General features: G+C 67.4%; 14 protein-coding genes and 6 pseudogenes. 13 read left to right on the top strand and 7 right to left on the bottom strand.

Annotated features, from left to right (window positions below):
* Position 1: 1 nt before the first annotated feature.
* The 6 genes and pseudogenes from HK415_RS14410 to HK415_RS14385 all read right to left on the bottom strand — a co-directional run bounded on the left by HK415_RS14410 (position 2) and on the right by HK415_RS14385 (position 6,645).
* Complete coding sequence (locus tag HK415_RS14410; RefSeq protein WP_171560428.1) at positions 2 to 1,165, bottom strand: ABC transporter substrate-binding protein; 1,164 nt, start codon at positions 1,163 to 1,165, stop codon at positions 2 to 4.
* A 22-nt stretch (positions 1,166 to 1,187) separates the two neighbouring features.
* Positions 1,188 to 3,043 (bottom strand): annotated as a pseudogene (locus tag HK415_RS14405) (AMP-dependent synthetase/ligase).
* 2 nt (positions 3,044 to 3,045) lie between these two features.
* A complete protein-coding gene (locus HK415_RS14400) occupies positions 3,046 to 3,843 on the bottom strand; it encodes an ABC transporter ATP-binding protein (protein WP_171563443.1) in 798 nt (265 codons plus the stop codon).
* Positions 3,844 to 3,885: 42 nt separating this feature from the next.
* A pseudogene (locus HK415_RS14395) lies at positions 3,886 to 4,680 on the bottom strand (ABC transporter ATP-binding protein); the annotation flags it as partial.
* On the bottom strand, positions 4,677 to 5,753 hold the full coding sequence (locus HK415_RS14390) for a branched-chain amino acid ABC transporter permease (RefSeq protein WP_171560423.1): 1,077 nt from the start codon (positions 5,751 to 5,753) through the stop codon (positions 4,677 to 4,679). The gene HK415_RS14390 and the pseudogene HK415_RS14395, both read right to left, overlap by 4 nt.
* A gap of 16 nt (positions 5,754 to 5,769) precedes the next feature.
* A complete protein-coding gene (locus HK415_RS14385; protein ID WP_171560420.1) occupies positions 5,770 to 6,645 on the bottom strand; it encodes a branched-chain amino acid ABC transporter permease in 876 nt (291 codons plus the stop codon).
* Between the two features lie 119 nt (positions 6,646 to 6,764).
* Between HK415_RS14385 and HK415_RS14380 the strand changes: the two are divergent.
* Positions 6,765 to 7,560 (top strand): annotated as a pseudogene (locus HK415_RS14380) (crotonase/enoyl-CoA hydratase family protein).
* Here HK415_RS14380 and HK415_RS14375 read toward each other — a convergent pair.
* Positions 7,561 to 7,980: an acyl-CoA thioesterase gene (locus HK415_RS14375; RefSeq protein WP_171560416.1), complete on the bottom strand. Its 420-nt coding sequence runs from the start codon at positions 7,978 to 7,980 to the stop codon at positions 7,561 to 7,563.
* A 77-nt stretch (positions 7,981 to 8,057) separates the two neighbouring features.
* On the opposite strand from HK415_RS14375, the pseudogene HK415_RS14370 reads away from it, so the two are divergent.
* From HK415_RS14370 to HK415_RS14320, 12 genes and pseudogenes are all read left to right on the top strand, one after another.
* Positions 8,058 to 9,909, top strand: a pseudogene (locus HK415_RS14370) (ABCB family ABC transporter ATP-binding protein/permease).
* The gene (locus HK415_RS14365; RefSeq protein WP_171560413.1) at positions 9,909 to 10,268 is read left to right on the top strand and encodes a hypothetical protein; all 360 of its coding nucleotides are present in this window, start codon (positions 9,909 to 9,911) and stop codon (positions 10,266 to 10,268) included. Before HK415_RS14370 ends, HK415_RS14365 begins: the two are co-directional and overlap by 1 nt.
* 64 nt (positions 10,269 to 10,332) lie before the next feature.
* Positions 10,333 to 10,734 (top strand): methyltransferase family protein, encoded by a 402-nt coding sequence (locus tag HK415_RS14360; protein WP_171560410.1) that lies wholly within the window; start codon positions 10,333 to 10,335, stop codon positions 10,732 to 10,734.
* Between the two features lie 75 nt (positions 10,735 to 10,809).
* Positions 10,810 to 11,229, top strand: a complete 420-nt coding sequence (locus tag HK415_RS23990; protein ID WP_216369799.1) for a hypothetical protein — start codon at positions 10,810 to 10,812, stop codon at positions 11,227 to 11,229.
* On the top strand, positions 11,204 to 11,677 hold the full coding sequence (locus HK415_RS14350) for a metallophosphoesterase family protein (RefSeq protein ID WP_171560407.1): 474 nt from the start codon (positions 11,204 to 11,206) through the stop codon (positions 11,675 to 11,677). Before HK415_RS23990 ends, HK415_RS14350 begins: the two co-directional genes overlap by 26 nt.
* 14 nt (positions 11,678 to 11,691) lie before the next feature.
* Complete coding sequence (locus tag HK415_RS14345) at positions 11,692 to 12,108, top strand: VOC family protein (protein ID WP_171560403.1); 417 nt, start codon at positions 11,692 to 11,694, stop codon at positions 12,106 to 12,108.
* A gap of 49 nt (positions 12,109 to 12,157) precedes the next feature.
* Positions 12,158 to 12,523: a polyhydroxyalkanoate granule-associated phasin gene (locus HK415_RS14340; RefSeq protein WP_171560399.1), complete on the top strand. Its 366-nt coding sequence runs from the start codon at positions 12,158 to 12,160 to the stop codon at positions 12,521 to 12,523.
* Positions 12,524 to 12,542: 19 nt separating this feature from the next.
* Positions 12,543 to 13,491, top strand: a pseudogene (locus HK415_RS14335) (LysR substrate-binding domain-containing protein).
* Positions 13,492 to 13,650: 159 nt separating this feature from the next.
* Positions 13,651 to 14,535, top strand: a complete 885-nt coding sequence (locus tag HK415_RS14330; protein ID WP_171560396.1) for an amino acid ABC transporter substrate-binding protein — start codon at positions 13,651 to 13,653, stop codon at positions 14,533 to 14,535.
* 69 nt (positions 14,536 to 14,604) lie between these two features.
* Positions 14,605 to 15,360 (top strand): annotated as a pseudogene (locus HK415_RS23985) (amino acid ABC transporter permease); the annotation flags it as partial.
* Positions 15,361 to 15,366: 6 nt separating this feature from the next.
* A complete protein-coding gene (locus tag HK415_RS23980) occupies positions 15,367 to 16,035 on the top strand; it encodes an amino acid ABC transporter permease (RefSeq protein WP_216369991.1) in 669 nt (222 codons plus the stop codon).
* A gap of 32 nt (positions 16,036 to 16,067) precedes the next feature.
* A complete protein-coding gene (locus tag HK415_RS14320; protein ID WP_171563440.1) occupies positions 16,068 to 16,805 on the top strand; it encodes an amino acid ABC transporter ATP-binding protein in 738 nt (245 codons plus the stop codon).
* Positions 16,806 to 16,830: the final 25 nt, after the last annotated feature.

The raw sequence follows: 16,830 nt of genomic DNA, 5'->3' as shown, positions 1-16,830 counted from the left end.
CTTACTTCCCGTAGTCGTTGACGACCACCCACTTGCCGTCCTTGATCTGCGACATGCGCGAGATGTCGTTGCCCAGCCGCTTGGTCGCGGTGTAGGTGGACTTGGGGCTGCCGAACATGTCGGGCTCGAAGGTCATGCTGTCCATCGTCTTCACGAAGCTGTCGGTGCTGAGGTTGGGTCCCGCCTTCTGCGCCGCCTTGATGAACTGGTCGATGATGGTGTAGCCGTAGACCGAGAACACCGTCGGGTCCTCGTTGAATCGGGTCTTGTACTTGTTGGCCCAGAAGCGGATCGGCTGCGAGGCCTCGTCCAGGTAAGGGTGCTGCACCGTGTGCGTGGCGAACAGGCCGTCCATGGGCTTGCCGCCCAGCTTGTGGATCAGGTCGGTGTAGGCGGCGCTGGAGCCCAGGAAGACCGGGTTGAAGCCGGTCTTGCGCGCCTCGCCGATGGTGCCGATGGTCTCGCGGATGATGGTCCCCAGCACGACGAGCTCGCAGCCGGAGGACTTCATCTTGGCGACCTGCGAGGAGAAGTCGGTGGCGCCGCGCTTGTAGGTGGTCTTCTCCGCCACTTCCATGCCGATCGTCTTCAGGCCGGCTTCCGCGCCGCGCTGCACCTCCAGGCCGAAGTCGTCGTCCTGGTAGATCGTGCAGACCTTCTTGACGTTGCGCTCCTTCACCATCTTGGGCAGCGCCTGCCGGATCTGGTCGTAGTAGGTCGCCGCAAACGAATACTTCAGCTTGTGCAGCGGCTCGTACATCTCGCGCGCCGCGGTGATCGGCATGAAGTTGACGATGTTCTTCTCGAACTGCACCGGCATCGCCGCCATGTTCTGCGCCGTGCCCAGGTGGCCGGCGATGATGAACACCTTGTCCTGGTTCACCAGCTTCTGCGCCGCCAGCACCGCCTTCTTCGGGTCGTAGCCGTCGTCCTCGGCGATCAGCTTGAGCTTGCGGCCGTGGATGCTGCCCTGCTGCTCGTTGAGTTCGTCGATGCGCAGCTGCATGCCGTTGCGCGCCTGCTTGCCGTAGCCGGCCAGCGGGCCGGACAGGTCCTGGATCGTGCCGATCAGGATGGTGTCCTTGCTCACGCCCTGCTGCTGCGCGAGGGCGGGCGCGCAGGCCAGCGCGATCGCGGCGAGGATGGTGGTGGATTGCAACTTCATCGGGTCTCCTTGTTGAAACGGCTTAGGAATACATCGCCTCGATCTGGCGTGCGTACTTGTTCTGCACCAGCTTGCGCTTGAGCTTCATGGTGGGCGTCAGCTCTTCGTCCTCGGCCGACAGCTGCGTGTCCAGCAGGAAGAACTTCTTGACCTGCTCCACGCGCGCGAACTTCTTGTTGACGCGGTCGATCTCGCCCTGGATCAGCGCCTGCACTTCCGGCGCGCGCGTGAGGCTCGCGTAGTTGGAGAAGGGCACGTCGCTGTCCTGCGCGAACTTCTCCACGTTCTCCTGGTCGATCATGATGATCACCGTGAGGTAGGCGCGCTTGTCGCCGATCACCACCGCGTCGGTGATGTAGGGGAGAACTTCAGCTCGTTCTCGAACTCGCTGGGCGTGATGTTCTTGCCGCCGGCCGTGATGATGATGTCCTTCATCCGGTCGGTGATGCGGAAGAAGCCTTCGCCGTCCACGCTGCCGACGTCGCCGGTGCGCAGCCAGCCGTCCGGCGTGAAGGTCTCCGCCGTCTTCTCCGGCTGGTTCAGGTAGCCCATGAAGACGTTCGGGCCCTTGACCTGGATCTCGCCGGTGGCCGGGTCGATCCGCACCTGGTTGTAGCTGGCCGCCGGGCCGATCGAGCCGGGCTTGATCTTCTGCGCCGGGATGCCGGTGGCCGCGCCGCAGGTCTCGGTCATGCCCCAGACCTCCAGCATCGGCACGCCCAGCGCCAGGTACCACTTCACCAGCTCGGGCGAGATCGGCGCGGCGCCCGTCACCAGGAAGCGCGCGCGGTCGATGCCGATCAATTTGCGCACGTTGGACAGGGCCAGCCAGTTGGCCACCAGGTAGCGCAGCTTCAGGCCCGCACCCACCGGCTGCCCGGAGAGCACCTTCTCGGCGATCTGGGTGCCCACGCCTATGCCCCAGGCGTACACCGCCTGCTGCAGGCGGCTGGCCTCCTTCAGGCCGATCATCACGCCGGAATAGAACTTCTCCCAGACGCGCGGCACGGCGGTGAACACGGTGGGCGCGATCTCGCGCACGTTCTCCGGCACCGTCTCCGGGTTCTCGACGAAGTTCAGTTTCGAACCCGTGTAGAGCGCGAAGTACTCGCCGCCCAGGCGCTCGGCGATGTGGCACAGGGGCAGGAAGCACATGCACTCGTCGTCGGCGCTGCGCGCGATCAGCGTGTTGTAGCCGCGCACGGTGTAGACCAGGCCGTGGTGCGAGTGCATGGCGCCCTTGGGCTTGCCGGTGGTGCCTGAGGTGTACACGAGGATGGCGAGGTCCTCGGGCCGCACCTCCTTCACGCGCCTCATCACGGCATCGGGATGCAGCGTGTTGTATTCGCGGCCCTGCCGGCGCAGTTCGGCCAGGCTGGTCACCATGGGGTCGTCCAGCTCGCGCAGGCCTTCCATGTCGAACACGACGATCTTCTTCAGCTTCGGCAGCTGCCCGCGCACCTCCAGTGCCTTGTCCAGCTGCTCGTCGTCCTCCACGAACAGGATGGTGCTGCCCGAGTCCTCGGACAGGTACTGCACCTGCGAAGCCGCGTCCGTGGGGTAGATGCCGTTGGACACGCCGCCGCAGGACAGCACGGCCAGGTCGGCCAGCACCCACTCGATCACCGTGTTGGACAGGATGGAGGCGGTGTCCTTGGGCGCGAAGCCGAGCGCCAGCAGCCCGCCGGCAATCTCGCGCACGGCTTCGCCGGTCTGCGTCCAGGTCCAGCTGCGCCAGATGCCCAGGTCCTTCTGGCGCATCCAGATGTCGGGGCCGCGCTGGGCCACCCCGTTCCAGAACATGGCGGGAATGGTGTCGCCCTCGAGGATCACCTTGGTCTCGGGCTGGATGTCGTTCAGGTCCCAGAGTTTTCTCATGCCTATCTCCAGGTCTTCTTCTTCTTCCAGCGCCGCTCGCCGCGCACGCCCGCTTCCTTCATGCCCAGGTAGAACTCCTTGATGTCTTCCTTCTCGCGCAGCCGCGCGCAGGTGTCTTCCATCACGATGCGGCCGTTCTCCAGCACGTAGCCGTAGTCGGCGGCGTTCAGCGCCATGTTGGCGTTCTGCTCCACCAGCAGGATGGTGGTGCCGCGCTCGCGGTTGATGCGCACCACGATCTCGAAGATCTCCTTGGTCAGCTTGGGCGACAGGCCCAGGCTGGGCTCGTCCAGCAGGATCAGGTCGGGCGCGGCCATGATCGCCCGCGAAATCGCCAGCATCTGCTGCTGCCCGCCGGACAGCAGTCCCGCGTCCTGCGCCGTGCGCTCCTTCAGGATCGGGAAGTAGTGGTACACGGCCTCCATGTCGCGCGCGATGCCGTCGCGGTCGCGGCGCGTGTAGGCGCCCATCAGCAGGTTGTCGTGCACCGACAGCAGCGGGAACACCTCGCGGCCTTCGGGCACGTGCGACAGGCCCTGCTGCACGATGAAGGCGGGGTCGCGCGCGGTGATGTCCTCGCCCTTGAACTCGATGCTGCCCTTGCGCGGGTCGATGATGCCGGAGATGGTCTTCAGGATGGTGGACTTGCCGGCGCCGTTGGACCCCAGCACGGTGGCGATCTCGCCGCGGCGCACCTGCAGGCTGACGCCGCGGATCGCCTTGATCGGTCCGTAGGCGCTCTCCACGTTGGAGAGCTTGAGCACGGGAACGTCGCTCACTGCCGGAGGATTGGTGCTCATGTCTTCACTCCCTCCCCCTCTGGGTGAGGGTCGGGGTGGGGGCGCTCCCCTGCGCAGCGCCGACACGTCCTCGATGCTCCCGAGATACGCCTCGATCACCCCGGGGTGGTCCTGCACCTCCCGCGGCGTCCCCGTCGCCAGCACCTCGCCCTGGTTCATGGCCAGCACGCGGTCCGACACCTTGGACACCAGCGTCATGTCGTGTTCCACCATCAGCACGGTGATGCCCAGTTCGTGCTGGATGTCCTGGATCCAGAAGGCCATGTCCTCGGTCTCCTCCACGTTGAGGCCGGAGGAGGGCTCGTCGAGCAGCAGCAGCTTGGGCTCGGTGCACAGGGCCCGCGCCAGTTCCACCACCTTGCGCACGCCATAGGGCAGGCCGGCGACCATGGAGTCCCGGTGGTGCTGCAGGTCCAGCAGCTCGATCACCTGCTCCACCTTCTCGCGCGCGGCGATTTCCGCGGCCCGCACCTTCGGGGTGAAGAACATGTCGGCGAACAGGCCGGTCTTGCGGTGCGTGTGGCGGCCGATCAGCAGGTTGTGCAGCACCGAGGCGTGCTCGAACAGCTCGATGTTCTGGAAGGTGCGCGCGATGCCCAGGGACGCGATGCGGTGCGGCGGCTGCGCCGTGAGCGGCAGCCCCTCGAACTCGATCGAGCCGGTGGTCGGGGTGTAGATGCGGCTGATCAGGTTGAACACCGTGGTCTTGCCGGCGCCGTTGGGCCCGATCAGCGTGAACACTTCGCCGCGCTGCACGTCGAAGCTCACGTTGTTCACCGCCAGCACGCCGCCGAAGCGCACGCTCAGGTTCTTCGCGGAGAGGAGGATGTCCGTCATTTCAGGCGGTCCGACTTCTGGAAGGACTTCTGCCGCTTGAACAGGCCCTTGCGGTAGAACGGGAACAGCTGCAGGTAGGTGCGGACCTTGAGCCAGCGGCCGTACAGGCCCAGCGGCTCGAACAGCACGAAGGCGACCAGTACGGCGCCGTAGATCACGGCCTTGAGGCCCGGCGCCTGGCCGATCGCCTGCGGCAGGTAGTCCTTCACCGCGCTGATCGCCTGCGGCAGGCCGATCAGGAAGATCGCGCCCAGGAAGGCGCCGTGGATCGAGCCCAGCCCGCCGATCACCACCATCAGCAGCAGGTCGATCGACTGGATGATGTTGAACTGGTCGGGCGAGAGGAAGCGGATCTGGTGCGCGTAGAGCGCGCCGCCGATGCCGGCCAGCGCCGCGGAGATCGCGAAGCTCAGGGTCTTGTAGCGGGCCAGGTGGATGCCCATGCTCTGCGCGGAGATCTCCGAGTCGCGGATCGCCACGAAGGCGCGCCCGGTCGGCGAGCGCAGCAGGTTCAGGCAGGCGAGCGTCGCCACGATCGCGATCACCAGGCAGACGAAGTAGAAGGAGGTGCCGGTGTCGGCGGTCCAGCCGAACATCTTCACCGCGCCCACCGTCTTGCCCGCATTGCCGCCGGTGACGCTCTCCCAGCGCGCGAACACTTCCTCGACGATGAAGCCGAAGGACAGCGTGGCGATGCCCAGGTAGATGCCCTTGACGCGCAGCGCCGGCAGCCCCACCACGATGCCCACCGCCGCCGACAGGCCCGCGCCCACCAGCAGGGCCAGCGGGAAGGGCCAGCCCATGCCGGTCAGCACCGCCTGCGCATAGGCGCCGACGCCGAAGAAGGCCGCGTGGCCGATGGAGAACAGGCCGGTGAAGCCCGCCAGCAGCATCAGGCCCAGGCCGACGATGCCGTAGATGAGGATGAAGGTGAGCTGGGCCAGCAGGTACTCCGGCAGCAGCACCGGCGCGGCGACCAGCAGGGCCACGAGCAGCCCGTACCAGAACAGGTGGCCGCCATGCTTGGCGAGCCGGATGTCCTGGTCGTAGTGGGTCTTGAAGATGAAGCGCATGTTCTGTTCGTTCTCTTCAGACCTTCTTGCGCAGCTTCTCGCCGAACAGGCCGTTGGGCATCACCACCAGCATGATCAGCACCACGATGTAGGCGGCGATGTCCTTGAAGCCCTCCGGCAGGTAGAAGCCGGAGAGCGATTCGACGACGCCGATGATCAGGCCGCCGACGATCGCGCCGGGCAGGCTGCCGAAGCCGCCGACCACCGCCGCCGGGAAGGCCTTCAGGCCGATGAAGCCCATGTTGGCATGCACGAAGGTGATGGGCGCCAGCAGCAGGCCGGCGATGGCGGCCACCAGCGAGGCCAGGCCCCAGACGATGCTGTTGAGGCGCTTGACCGGGATGCCCATGTAGTAGGCGGCCAGCTGGTTCTGCGAGGCCGCCTGCATCGCGATGCCCACCTTGCTGTACTTGAAGACGGTGTAGAGCACGCCGCACAGCGCCGCGGTGGCGGCGATCACGACCATCTGTTCGACGTTGAGCACCAGGCCGCTGACGTTCCACACCTGGTCCTTGTAGGGGACGGGCAGGGTGTGCGTCTCGGTGCCGATGCCGGGGATCATGGTGATCAGGCCGCGGGCGACGTAGCCGATGCCGATGGTGAGCATCACGATGGAGAAGGCCGGCTGCCCGAGGATGGGGCGGATGACGACGGTCTCCAGCAGCAGCCCGAACAGCGCCATGGCCGCGATCGCGCTGGCCACCGCCACCCAGAAGGGGAAGCCCATCATGGTCATGGCGGCCAGGCCGAGGAAGGCGCCCAGCATCATCAGCTCGCCTTGCGCGAAGCTCACCGTCTCGGTGGCCTTGTAGATCAGGACGAAACCCAACGCGATCAGCCCGTAGATGCACCCCTGTGCGATGCCGCTGATCACCAGTTGCAGGAATTGCACTCGGATCCTCTTCTTATGGTGGCGAACCGTTATAGCGGCTGGGGACCGTGGTGCGACAGAGGGTTGCCCCGTACTCTGTCACCTGGCGGACCGCACCACCCTGGTGTGTAATCCCGCGCATGGACAGCGTGCAGCTCGAGAAACTCGGCGCCGTCACCGTGGTGACGCTCGACCGGCCGCAGGTGCGCAACGCGGTGGACGGCGACACGGCGCGGCGCCTGTACGAGGCCTTCGTCAGCTTCGATGAAGACAGGGAAGCGCGGGTCGCCGTCTTCCATGGCGCGAACGGCCATTTCTGCGCCGGCTGGGACCTGCAGTACGGCGCGCGCATGGCGCAGCAAGGTGGCGCCGGGGTGCTGGCGGATCTCGATTTCGATCCGGGGGATGCGCGGGCTCAAGGGCCGATGGGGCCTTCCCGGCTGCTCCTGTCCAAGCCCGTCGTCGCCGCGGTCAGCGGGGCGGCCGTTGCGGGCGGGATGGAGCTCGCGCTGTGGTGCGACCTGCGCGTGATGGAGGAGGACGCCTACTTCGGGGTCTACTGCCGCCGCTTCGGCGTGCCGCTGATCGATGGCGGCACCGTGCGCCTGCCGCGGCTGGTCGGCATGGGGCATGCCATGGACCTGATCCTCACCGGCCGCAAGGTGGAAGCGGACGAGGCTCTGCGCATCGGCCTGGCCAACCGGGTGGTGCCGCGCGGCAGCGCGCGGGGAAGCGGCGATCGCGCTGGCGCAGCAACTGGCGAAGTTCCCGCAGGAGACCCTGCGTGCCGACCGGATGAATGCCTACGAGCAGTGGGGCAAGGGCCTGCCGGAAGCCCTGCACGCGGAGTGGGAGCGCAGCAAGGCGCGCATCGCCGACGGCCTCGAAGGCGCCGCCCGCTTCGCCGCCGGCGAGGGCCGGCACGGGAAGTTCTGACTACTTCCGGATCGCGCGCGGCTTGCCGTTCTCGTCGATCGCCACGTAGGTCAGCGTCGCCTGCGTGACCTTGCAGTATTCGCCCTGCGCCCGGAAGCTTTCCGAATACACCTCCACGTCCACCGTGATCGAGGTGTTGCCGATCCGGTTGACGGAGGAATAGAAGCTCAGGATGTCGCCCACGCGCACCGGCTGCTTGAAGATGAACTCCTTCACCGCCACCGTCGCCATGCGGCCGCGGATGATGCGGGCGGGGATCACGGAGCCGGCCAGGTCGACCTGGGCCATGACCCAGCCGCCGAAGATGTCGCCGTTGCCGTTGGTGTCCGCCGGCATCGGGATCACCTTGAGCACCAGCTCCTGGTCGGTCGGCGGCGTGGCAGGGCCATGCGGGGCGGCGGCACTTTGTTTTTCGGACATGGGCACAATCTCGGGAAGCTATCCAACCGATTGTCCTCCATGCGCCGCGGCGGCGAACTGTCCTCCTCCCCCTCCCCGTGCCGGCCTCGGCGGCCGAGCGCAAGGCCGCGGGCCGCTCCGACTGGAGCACGCTCAGGCGCCTGTTCCCCTACCTCTGGCAGTACAAGTGGCGGGTGCTCGCCGCCCTGGCCTTCATGGTGGCGGCCAAGGTCGCCAACGTCAGCGTCCCGCTGCTGCTGAAGGAGCTGGTGGACGTCATGGACATCAAGCCCGGCGACGCCACCGCCGTGCTGGTGGTCCCGCTCGGGCTGCTGGTGGGCTACGGGCTGCTGCGGCTGTCGACGACGCTGTTCACCGAACTGCGAGAACTGGTGTTCGCCAAGGCCACGCAGGGCGCGGCGCGCAGCATCGCGCTGGAGACCTTCCGCCACCTGCACGCGCTGTCCCCTTCGCTTCCACCTGGAACGGCAGACCGGCGGCATGACGCGCGACATCGAGCGCGGCGTGCGCGGCATCGAGTCGCTGATCTCCTATTCGCTCTACAGCATCGTCCCCACCCTGATCGAGGTGGCCATGGTGCTGACCATCCTGGCGGTGAAGTTCGATGCCTGGTTCGCCTGGATCACCCTGGCGGCGCTGGCGCTGTACATCGTGTTCACGGTGGTGGTCACGGAGTGGCGCACCCAGTTCCGGCGCGAAGCCAACGAGTTCGATTCCGCGGCCCACACCAAGGCCGTCGATTCGCTGCTGAACTATGAGACGGTCAAGTACTTCAACAACGAGGAATTCGAGGCGAAGCGCTATGACCAGAGCCTGGAGCGCCTGCGCCGCGCCCGCCTGAAAAGCCAGACCACGCTGTCGCTGCTGAACACCGGCCAGCAGATGATCATCGCCGTGGGCCTGGTGCTGATGCTCTGGCGCGCGACGCAGGGCGTGGTGGACGGCCGCATGACCCTGGGCGACCTGGTCATGATCAACGCCTTCATGATCCAGCTGTACATCCCGCTGAACTTCCTGGGCGTGCTGTACCGCGAGATCAAGCAGAGCCTGACCGACCTGGACAAGATGTTCACGCTGATGGAGCGCGAGCGCGAGATCGCCGACCGGCCCGGGGCCGTTCCTCTCCCTCTCCCGCCTGCGGGAGAGGGCCGGGGTGAGGGGGCATTGGACTGGACGGTGCGCTTCGAGCACGTGCACTTCGCCTACGAACCCGCCCGCCAGATCCTGCACGACGTGAGCTTCGAGATCCCGGCCGGCAAGACGGTCGCCGTGGTCGGTCCTTCCGGTTCGGGCAAGTCCACGCTCGCGCGCCTGCTGTACCGCTTCTACGACGTGCAGCAGGGCCGCATCACCATCGGCGGCCGGGACGTGCGGGATGTCACGCAGTCCAGCGTGCGGCAGGCGATCGGCATCGTGCCGCAGGACACGGTGCTGTTCAACGACACGGTGGAATACAACATCGCCTACGGCCGCCCCGGCGCCACCCGCGCCGAGGTGGAGGAGGCCGCCCGGGCCGCGCGCATCCACGCCTTCATCGAGTCCACGCCCAAGGGCTACCAGACCATGGTGGGCGAGCGCGGCCTGAAGCTCTCGGGCGGCGAGAAGCAGCGGGTGGCGATCGCGCGCACGCTGCTGAAGGACCCGCCGATCCTGATCTTCGACGAGGCGACCTCCGCGCTGGACAGCGCCAACGAGCGCGCGATCCAGGCGGAGCTCAAGAGCGCGGCGCAGAACAAGACGACCCTGGTGATCGCGCACCGGCTGTCCACGGTGGTGGACGCGCACGAGATCCTGGTGATGGAGCTGGGACGCATCATCGAGCGGGGCACCCACCAGCAACTGCTGGCCAGGGGCGGCCGCTATGCCGACATGTGGGCCCTGCAGCAGAGCGCGGAAGGCGAGCGCTTCACGGACGTGATCGGAATGTGATGGGCGCCAGCGCAAACGACGGCGAGTTCGCCGAATACATCGCGCACGAGGAGTTCCGCGCCGGCCTGCCTGCCGGCCGCCTGCGCGTGGTGATCGACCCCAAGCTGGCGCGCCGCTTCGTCGCGCAGCGGCTGATGCTGATCGTGGTGGTGATGCCCGTCATCGGCGTGGGGCTGGCGCTCGTGCTCACCGGCCGCACCTGGCCGGGCGCGCTGATGGTGGCCGCCGGGGTGCTGCTCAATCGCGTGGTGATGTGGCAGGCGCCCAAGATCCTGCTGCACATGGCCCTGCGCGATCCGGCGGTGTACGAGTTCGTCACCCACAACGGCCTGATGGAAGTGCGGCGGGCGGAGGCCTGAAGAGGATGCGCCGGCTGGAACACCGGATCCCCCGCCCCTCGTCGATGCAGGCTTCGCGCTGGCGATGTGGGTTGTCGCGCGCCTGCTGCCGGGCCTGTCGGCCGACTGGCAGTGGCGCCTCCCGGTGAGCGTGGCGCTCGCAGGGGCGGGCGGGCTGGTCGCGCTCGCGGGGGTGCTCGCGTTCCGGCGGCACCACACGACCGTCAATCCGCTGAATCCCGACGCGGCCAGCGCGCTGGTGTCCACCGGCATCTTCGCGTTCACGCGCAATCCCATGTACCTGGGCATGCTGGTCGTGCTGGCGGCCTGGGGCCTGTACCTGTCCAACCTGGCGGCGGCGGTGCTGGTGCCCTTGTTCGTGCCCTGCCTGAACCGCCTGCAGATCCTGCCGGAGGAGCGCGTCCTGCGGGCCAAGTTCGGCGCCGCCTTCGACGCCTATGCTGCGCGGGTGCGGCGCTGGATCTGAGCGTTCTGCTGCGGCATTGCTGCCCGCTGCGCCCGGAATGCGTAAGCTGGGCGCTCCGACAAAGGGAGGACATCCATGAACCCCTGGTTCTTCTTCTGGGCGCCGCAGCTCACCATGCCCTTCGGCGGCAGCGTGGCGCAGCGCATCGAGCCCGACACGCGCTGGTTCTTCGGCGGCATCGCACCGAACGCCGGCGACCCCGAGATCGAGCGCAAGGCCTTCGACGTCGCCAGCTACGGACGCCAGCTGGGCCTGATCACCGAAGTGCTGGTGGACCTGTCGGAGCAGGCACCGCCCAAGACCGCCAAGGGGCAGAAGGCGCTCAAGCGCCTGCGCGAGATCCAGCTGCGCATCGAGCAGGTGAAGGAGCAGGACGCGATCGACGCGCTGGAGCAGATCGATTCGCTGCTGGCGCGGCTGAAGAAGACGCACCCGGAGCGCCTGGCCGCGGCACGCCGGCGCATCGCGCATGCCCTCGCGGTCGACGGAGGCTGAGGCGCTGCGGGTCGGACTCGTTTCCGACACGCACGACCTGCTGCGGCCGGAAGTGCTCGGCTACCTGCGCGGCAGCGACCACATCATCCACGCCGGCGACATCTGCGGCGAGGCGGTGCTGCTGGCGCTCGCGCAACTGGCGCCGCTGACGGTGGTCCAGGGCAACAACGACCGGGGTGCTTGGGCACGGCAGCTGCGCGCAACGGAGACGGTCCGTCTCGGCGGCGTCGCCATCCACGTGGTGCACGATGTGAAGGAGCTCGAGCTGGCGCCGGAGGTCCGCGTGGTGGTTTCGGGCCATTCGCACAAGCCGCACGCCCACGAGCGCGACGGCGTCCTCTACGTCAATCCCGGCAGCGCCGGGCCGCGCCGGTTCAAGCTGCCCATCTCCGCAGCAGAGCTGCGCATCCACGAAGGGCGCGTCAGCGCGCACTTCATGACGTTCTGAACCACAATCGCTGCATGCTGCGCATCCGCGAGATCGACCACCTCGTGCTCCGCGTGCGGGACGTGGACGCGATGATCCGCTTCTATGGCGAGGTGCTCGGCTGCCCCGTCCACCGCATCGACGAGAAGCTGGGGCTGGTGCAGCTGCGCGCCGGCCGCGGGCTGATCGACCTGGTGCCCGTGGACAGCGAGCTCGGGCGGGCCGGCGGCGCCGCACCCGGCAGGGAAGTGCGCAACCTGGACCACTTCTGCCTGCGGGTGGATCCCTGGGACGCGCAGGAAATCCGGGCGCACCTGCAGGCCCACGGCGTGGTCCCGGGCCAGGTGGCGCTGCGCTTCGGCGCCGAAGGGCAGGGACCTTCCCTGTACGTCACCGACCCGGAGGGCAACACCGTCGAACTCAAGGGGCCCCCGGGCGCGCCGGTGGATTGACGAAGCCGGCTGACACGGAGCGCAGCGCGCGCCCCGCAGAATGGGGACGATGTCCTCCCGCCGCCCGACCGCACGCAAATCCCGGCGCCTGTCCCGCCAGGCCACCGAACTCGCCATCGCCGTGCCCCAGGTGGTGGCGCACCGGCTGACGCGCATGGCGCTGGCCGGCCCCTTTCCCAATGCGCGCGACCGGCGCGAGTTCCAGACCATGGGCCAGGAGAAGCTGCACGCCTTCTGGCAGTCCTGGTTCGCCATGGGCTGGGCGATGGTCGAGGCCATGCAGAAGTCCTGGCTCGCCGCCCTGCAGGGCGTTCGCGTGCCCATGATCGACGGCAACCGCATCCTCTCGCACGGCCTCGCGCCGGTGCACAAGCGCGCGACTGCCAATGCGCGGAGGCTTTCGCGGCTGCGCTAGCGTGGCATCATGCCCAGCCATGGAAACCAAATGGCTGGAAGACTTCGTCAGCCTTGCCGAGACCCGCAGCTTCAGCCGCAGCGCCCAGCTGCGGCACGTGACGCAGCCGGCGTTCTCGCGCCGCATCCAGGCGCTGGAGGCCTGGGCGGGCACCGACCTCGTCGACCGCAGTTCCTACCCGACCCGGCTCACGCCCGCGGGTGAGACGCTCTACGCCCAGTCCATCGAGATGCTGCAGGCGCTGCACAACACGCGCGCCATGCTGCGCGGCCATGCGTCCGCCGGCCAGGACGTCATCGAGTTCGCCGTGCCGCACACGCTGGCCTTCACCTTCTTTCCCGCCTGGGTGTCCAGCCTGCGCGAGAAGTTCGGGCCGATCAAGAGCCGGCTGATCGCGCTCAACGTGCACGACGCCGCCATGCGCCTGGTCGAAGGCAGCTGCGACGTGCTGATCGCCTACCACCATGCCTCGCAGCCGCTGCAGCTGGATGCCGACCGCTACGAGATGCTCACGCTGGGCCGGGAGACGCTGGCGCCCTACTGCAAGCCGGACGACAAGGGCGAGCCGATGTACCGCCTGCCGGGCCGGCCATCGCACCCGCTGCCCTACCTGGGCTACGCGCCCGGTGCCTACCTGGGGCAGGTGACCGACCTGCTGCTGAAGCAGTCCGGCACCGCCATCCACCTCGATCGCGTTTACGAAACGGACATGGCCGAGGGCCTGAAGGTGATGGCGCTGGAAGGGCACGGCATCGCCTTCCTTCCGCACAGCGCGGTGGCCAAGCGAGCTGCGCGCGCGCAAGCTGGTGAGCCCGGTGCCGCCGGAGCTGCAGGGCATGGAGGTCGCCATGGACGTGCGCGCCTACCGCGGCCGCCCCTCGGGCAAGCAGCCGGCCAAGGGCACGGCGCAGGCCCTGTGGACCTTCCTGGCCGACGCCGCGCGCGCAGGAACGCTGCCGAAACCCTGACGGCGCACCGTCCGGTTGCATGCCACCGGGCATAAACCCTGCTTACCGCTGTCGGTCGCAGGGCCTAAGCTTCCGCTCGCCACAGGCGCGGCCCGGACGGCGCACGGCCCGCCTAGAATCCGCCTTTTTGTCGTAACGCGCTTCCTAAGGAGATTTGGAATGAACAAGAAAATCGTGCTGGCCGTGGCCCTGACGGCCGCCGCCTGCGGCGCCTTCGCCCAGGCCAACGACACGCTGGCCAAGGCCAAGTCGGCCGGCAAGGTCGTGATGGGCGTGCGCGAGTCCTCCGCCCCGCTGTCGTACACCACCGGTGGCGGCCAGTTCACGGGCTACCACGTCGAGCTGTGCCAGCGCATCCTGAAGTCGGTGCTGCCGGGCGTCTCCGTCGAATACGTGCCGGTCACCTCCGCCAACCGCATCCCGCTGGTGCAGAACGGCACCGTGGACATCGAGTGCGGCTCCACCACCAACAACGCCACCCGCCAGAAGGACGTGTCCTTCGCCCTCACGACCTACGTGACGGAAGTGCGCACCGCGGTCAAGGCCGACTCCAAGATCAACTCGGTCGCCGACCTGAACAACAAGACCGTCGCCACCACCACGGGCACGACCTCGGTCGCCCTGCTGCGCAAGAACAAGCGCGCGCAGAACATCCAGTTCAAGGAGGTCTACGGCAAGGACCACGCCGACAGCTTCCTGCTGCTGGAATCCGGCCGCGCCGACGCCTTCGTGATGGACGACAACATCCTGGCCGGCCTGATCGCCTCCTCGCAGAACCCCAAGGCCTACAAGATCGTGGGCGAGACGCTGAACGTCGAGCCGATCGCCATCATGGTGCGCAAGGACGACCCGAAGTTCAAGAAGGCGGTGGACGACTACATCCGCGGCGCCATCAAGGCGGGCGAGCTGCAGCTGCTGTACACCAAGTGGTTCCAGCAGCCGATCCCGCCGAAGAACACCAGCGTGAACCTGCCCATGGGCAAGATCCTCGCCGGCCTGCTGAAGGCGCCGTCCGACGCGCCGGCCGAAGAGTTCAACAAGTAAGGGGCCCCGCCGGCCGCTCGTCGCAGCGGCCGGCCTTTCTCCCACAAGAACAAAGAGAGGGGGACCGCGATGGCCTTCGAGTGGCAGGTTTTCTGCCAGGACACCATCGAGCGCACCGTGGTGGCCGGCTGCTTCGGCACCGGCGGCAACCAGGGCACGCAGACCTACCTGGACTGGCTGCTTTCGGCCTGGGGCCAGACGGTGCTGGTCGCCGGCCTGTCCATGGTCGTGGCGCTGCTGGTGGGCTCCATCATCGGCGTGATCCGCACCCTGCCGGACAGCCCCTGGCTCGCCCGCTTCGGCAACGCCTGGGTCGAGCTGTTCCGCAACATCCCGCTGCTCGTGCAGATCTTCCTCTGGTACCACGTGGTGCCGGTGGTCTTCCCCGCCTTCGCCGACACGCCCAAGCTGATGCTGGTGGTCGCGGGGCTGGGCCTCTTCACCTCCGCCCGCATCGCCGAACAGGTGCGCGCCGGCGTGCAGGCGCTGCCGCGCGGCCAGCGCTACGCGGGCATGGCGCTGGGCTTCACGACGCCGCAGTACTACCGCTACGTGCTGCTGCCCATGGCCTTCCGCATCATCATCCCGCCGCTGACCAGCGAGGCGATGAACATCTTCAAGAACTCCTCGGTGGCCTTCGCCGTGTCCATCGTGGAGCTGACCTTCTACGCGCAGCAGGTGGCCGAGGAGACCTCGCGCGGCATCGAGGTCTACATGGCCGTGACGGCGCTGTACGTCGTGTCCGCCCTGGCCATCAACCGCATCATGGCCTTCATCGAGAAGCGGGTGCGGGTGCCCGGTTTCGTGGCCAGCACCGGCGGGGGCACTGAGATGCACGCCCTCGACTTCTCCTTCTTCACCTGGGACGTGTTCCGGGCCTACGTGCTCACCGGGATGTACTTCAGCTTCGCGCTGACGGCGGTGGCCACCATCGGCGGCATCGTCTTTGGCACGGTGCTGGCGCTGATGCGCCTCTCGGGCATCAAGCCGCTGGAACTGGTGGCCGCCACCTACGTCAACGGCATGCGCTCCATCCCGCTGCTGATGGTGCTGCTGTGGTTCTTCCTGCTGGTGCCCTTCATCATCGGCCGCCCGATCGGTGCCGAGATGACGGCGGTGATCACCTTCATCGCCTTCGAGGCCGCCTACTTCAGCGAGATCGTGCGCGCCGGCATCCAGTCGATCGCCCGCGGGCAGGTCTACGCCGGGCAGGCGCTGGGCATGACCTACGGCCAGAACATGCGGCTGGTGATCCTGCCGCAGGCCTTCCGCAACATGATCCCGGTGTTCCTCACGCAGACCATCATCCTGTTCCAGGACACCTCGCTGGTGTACATCATCACGGCGCACGACATGCTGCACGGCTTCACCGTGGCCGGCAACAACCTGAGCCATTCCCGCGAGGCCTACATCCTCGCGGCGGTCCTGTACTTCGTCATCTGCTACACGCTCTCCTGGGTCGTCAAGCGGGTGCAGCAGAAGATCGCGATCATTCGCTAGGAAAGACAATGAGCGACGAAACACAGCAGCCCATGATCGACATCCGCAACGTGTCGAAGTGGTACGGCCCCGTGCAGGTGCTGCACGACTGCAACGTGCAGATCCAGAAGCAGGACGTGGTGGTGGTCTGCGGGCCCTCGGGCTCGGGCAAGTCCACGCTGATCAAGACCGTCAACGGCCTGGAGCCGATCCAGAAGGGCGAGATCTTCGTCAACGGCACGCAGGTCAACGACCCCAAGACCAACCTGCCCCAGCTGCGCAGCCACGTCGGCATGGTGTTCCAGCACTTCGAGCTGTTCCCGCACCTGTCGGTGACCGAGAACCTGACCATCGCGCAGATCAAGGTGCTGGGACGCAGTGCCGACGAGGCGAAGACGCGCGGCCTGAAGATGCTGGACCGCGTCGGCCTGATGGCGCACAAGGACAAGTTTCCCGGCCAGCTCTCCGGCGGCCAGCAGCAGCGCGTGGCGATCGCCCGCGCGCTGTCGATGGATCCCTACGTGATGCTGTTCGACGAGCCCACGTCCGCGCTCGACCCGGAGATGGTGGGAGAGGTGCTGGACGTGATGGTGGGCCTGGCCAAGGAAGGCATGACCATGATGGTGGTCACGCACGAGATGGGCTTCGCGCGCAAGGTGGCCAACCGCGTGATCTTCATCGACGTCGGCGGCCACATCCTGGAGGACTGCACGAAGGAGGAGTTCTTCGGCAACTCGGAAGCCCGCAAGCCGCGCACCAAGGACTTCCTCAACAAGATCCTCAGCCACTGAGGCGGCGGGCGGCCGGTGGGACAAT

The sequence above is a fragment of the Ramlibacter montanisoli genome, assembly GCF_013087525.1.
GTDB classification, from domain to species: domain Bacteria; phylum Pseudomonadota; class Gammaproteobacteria; order Burkholderiales; family Burkholderiaceae_C; genus Ramlibacter; species Ramlibacter montanisoli.
This window is presented reverse-complemented; position numbering and strand designations above follow the sequence as displayed.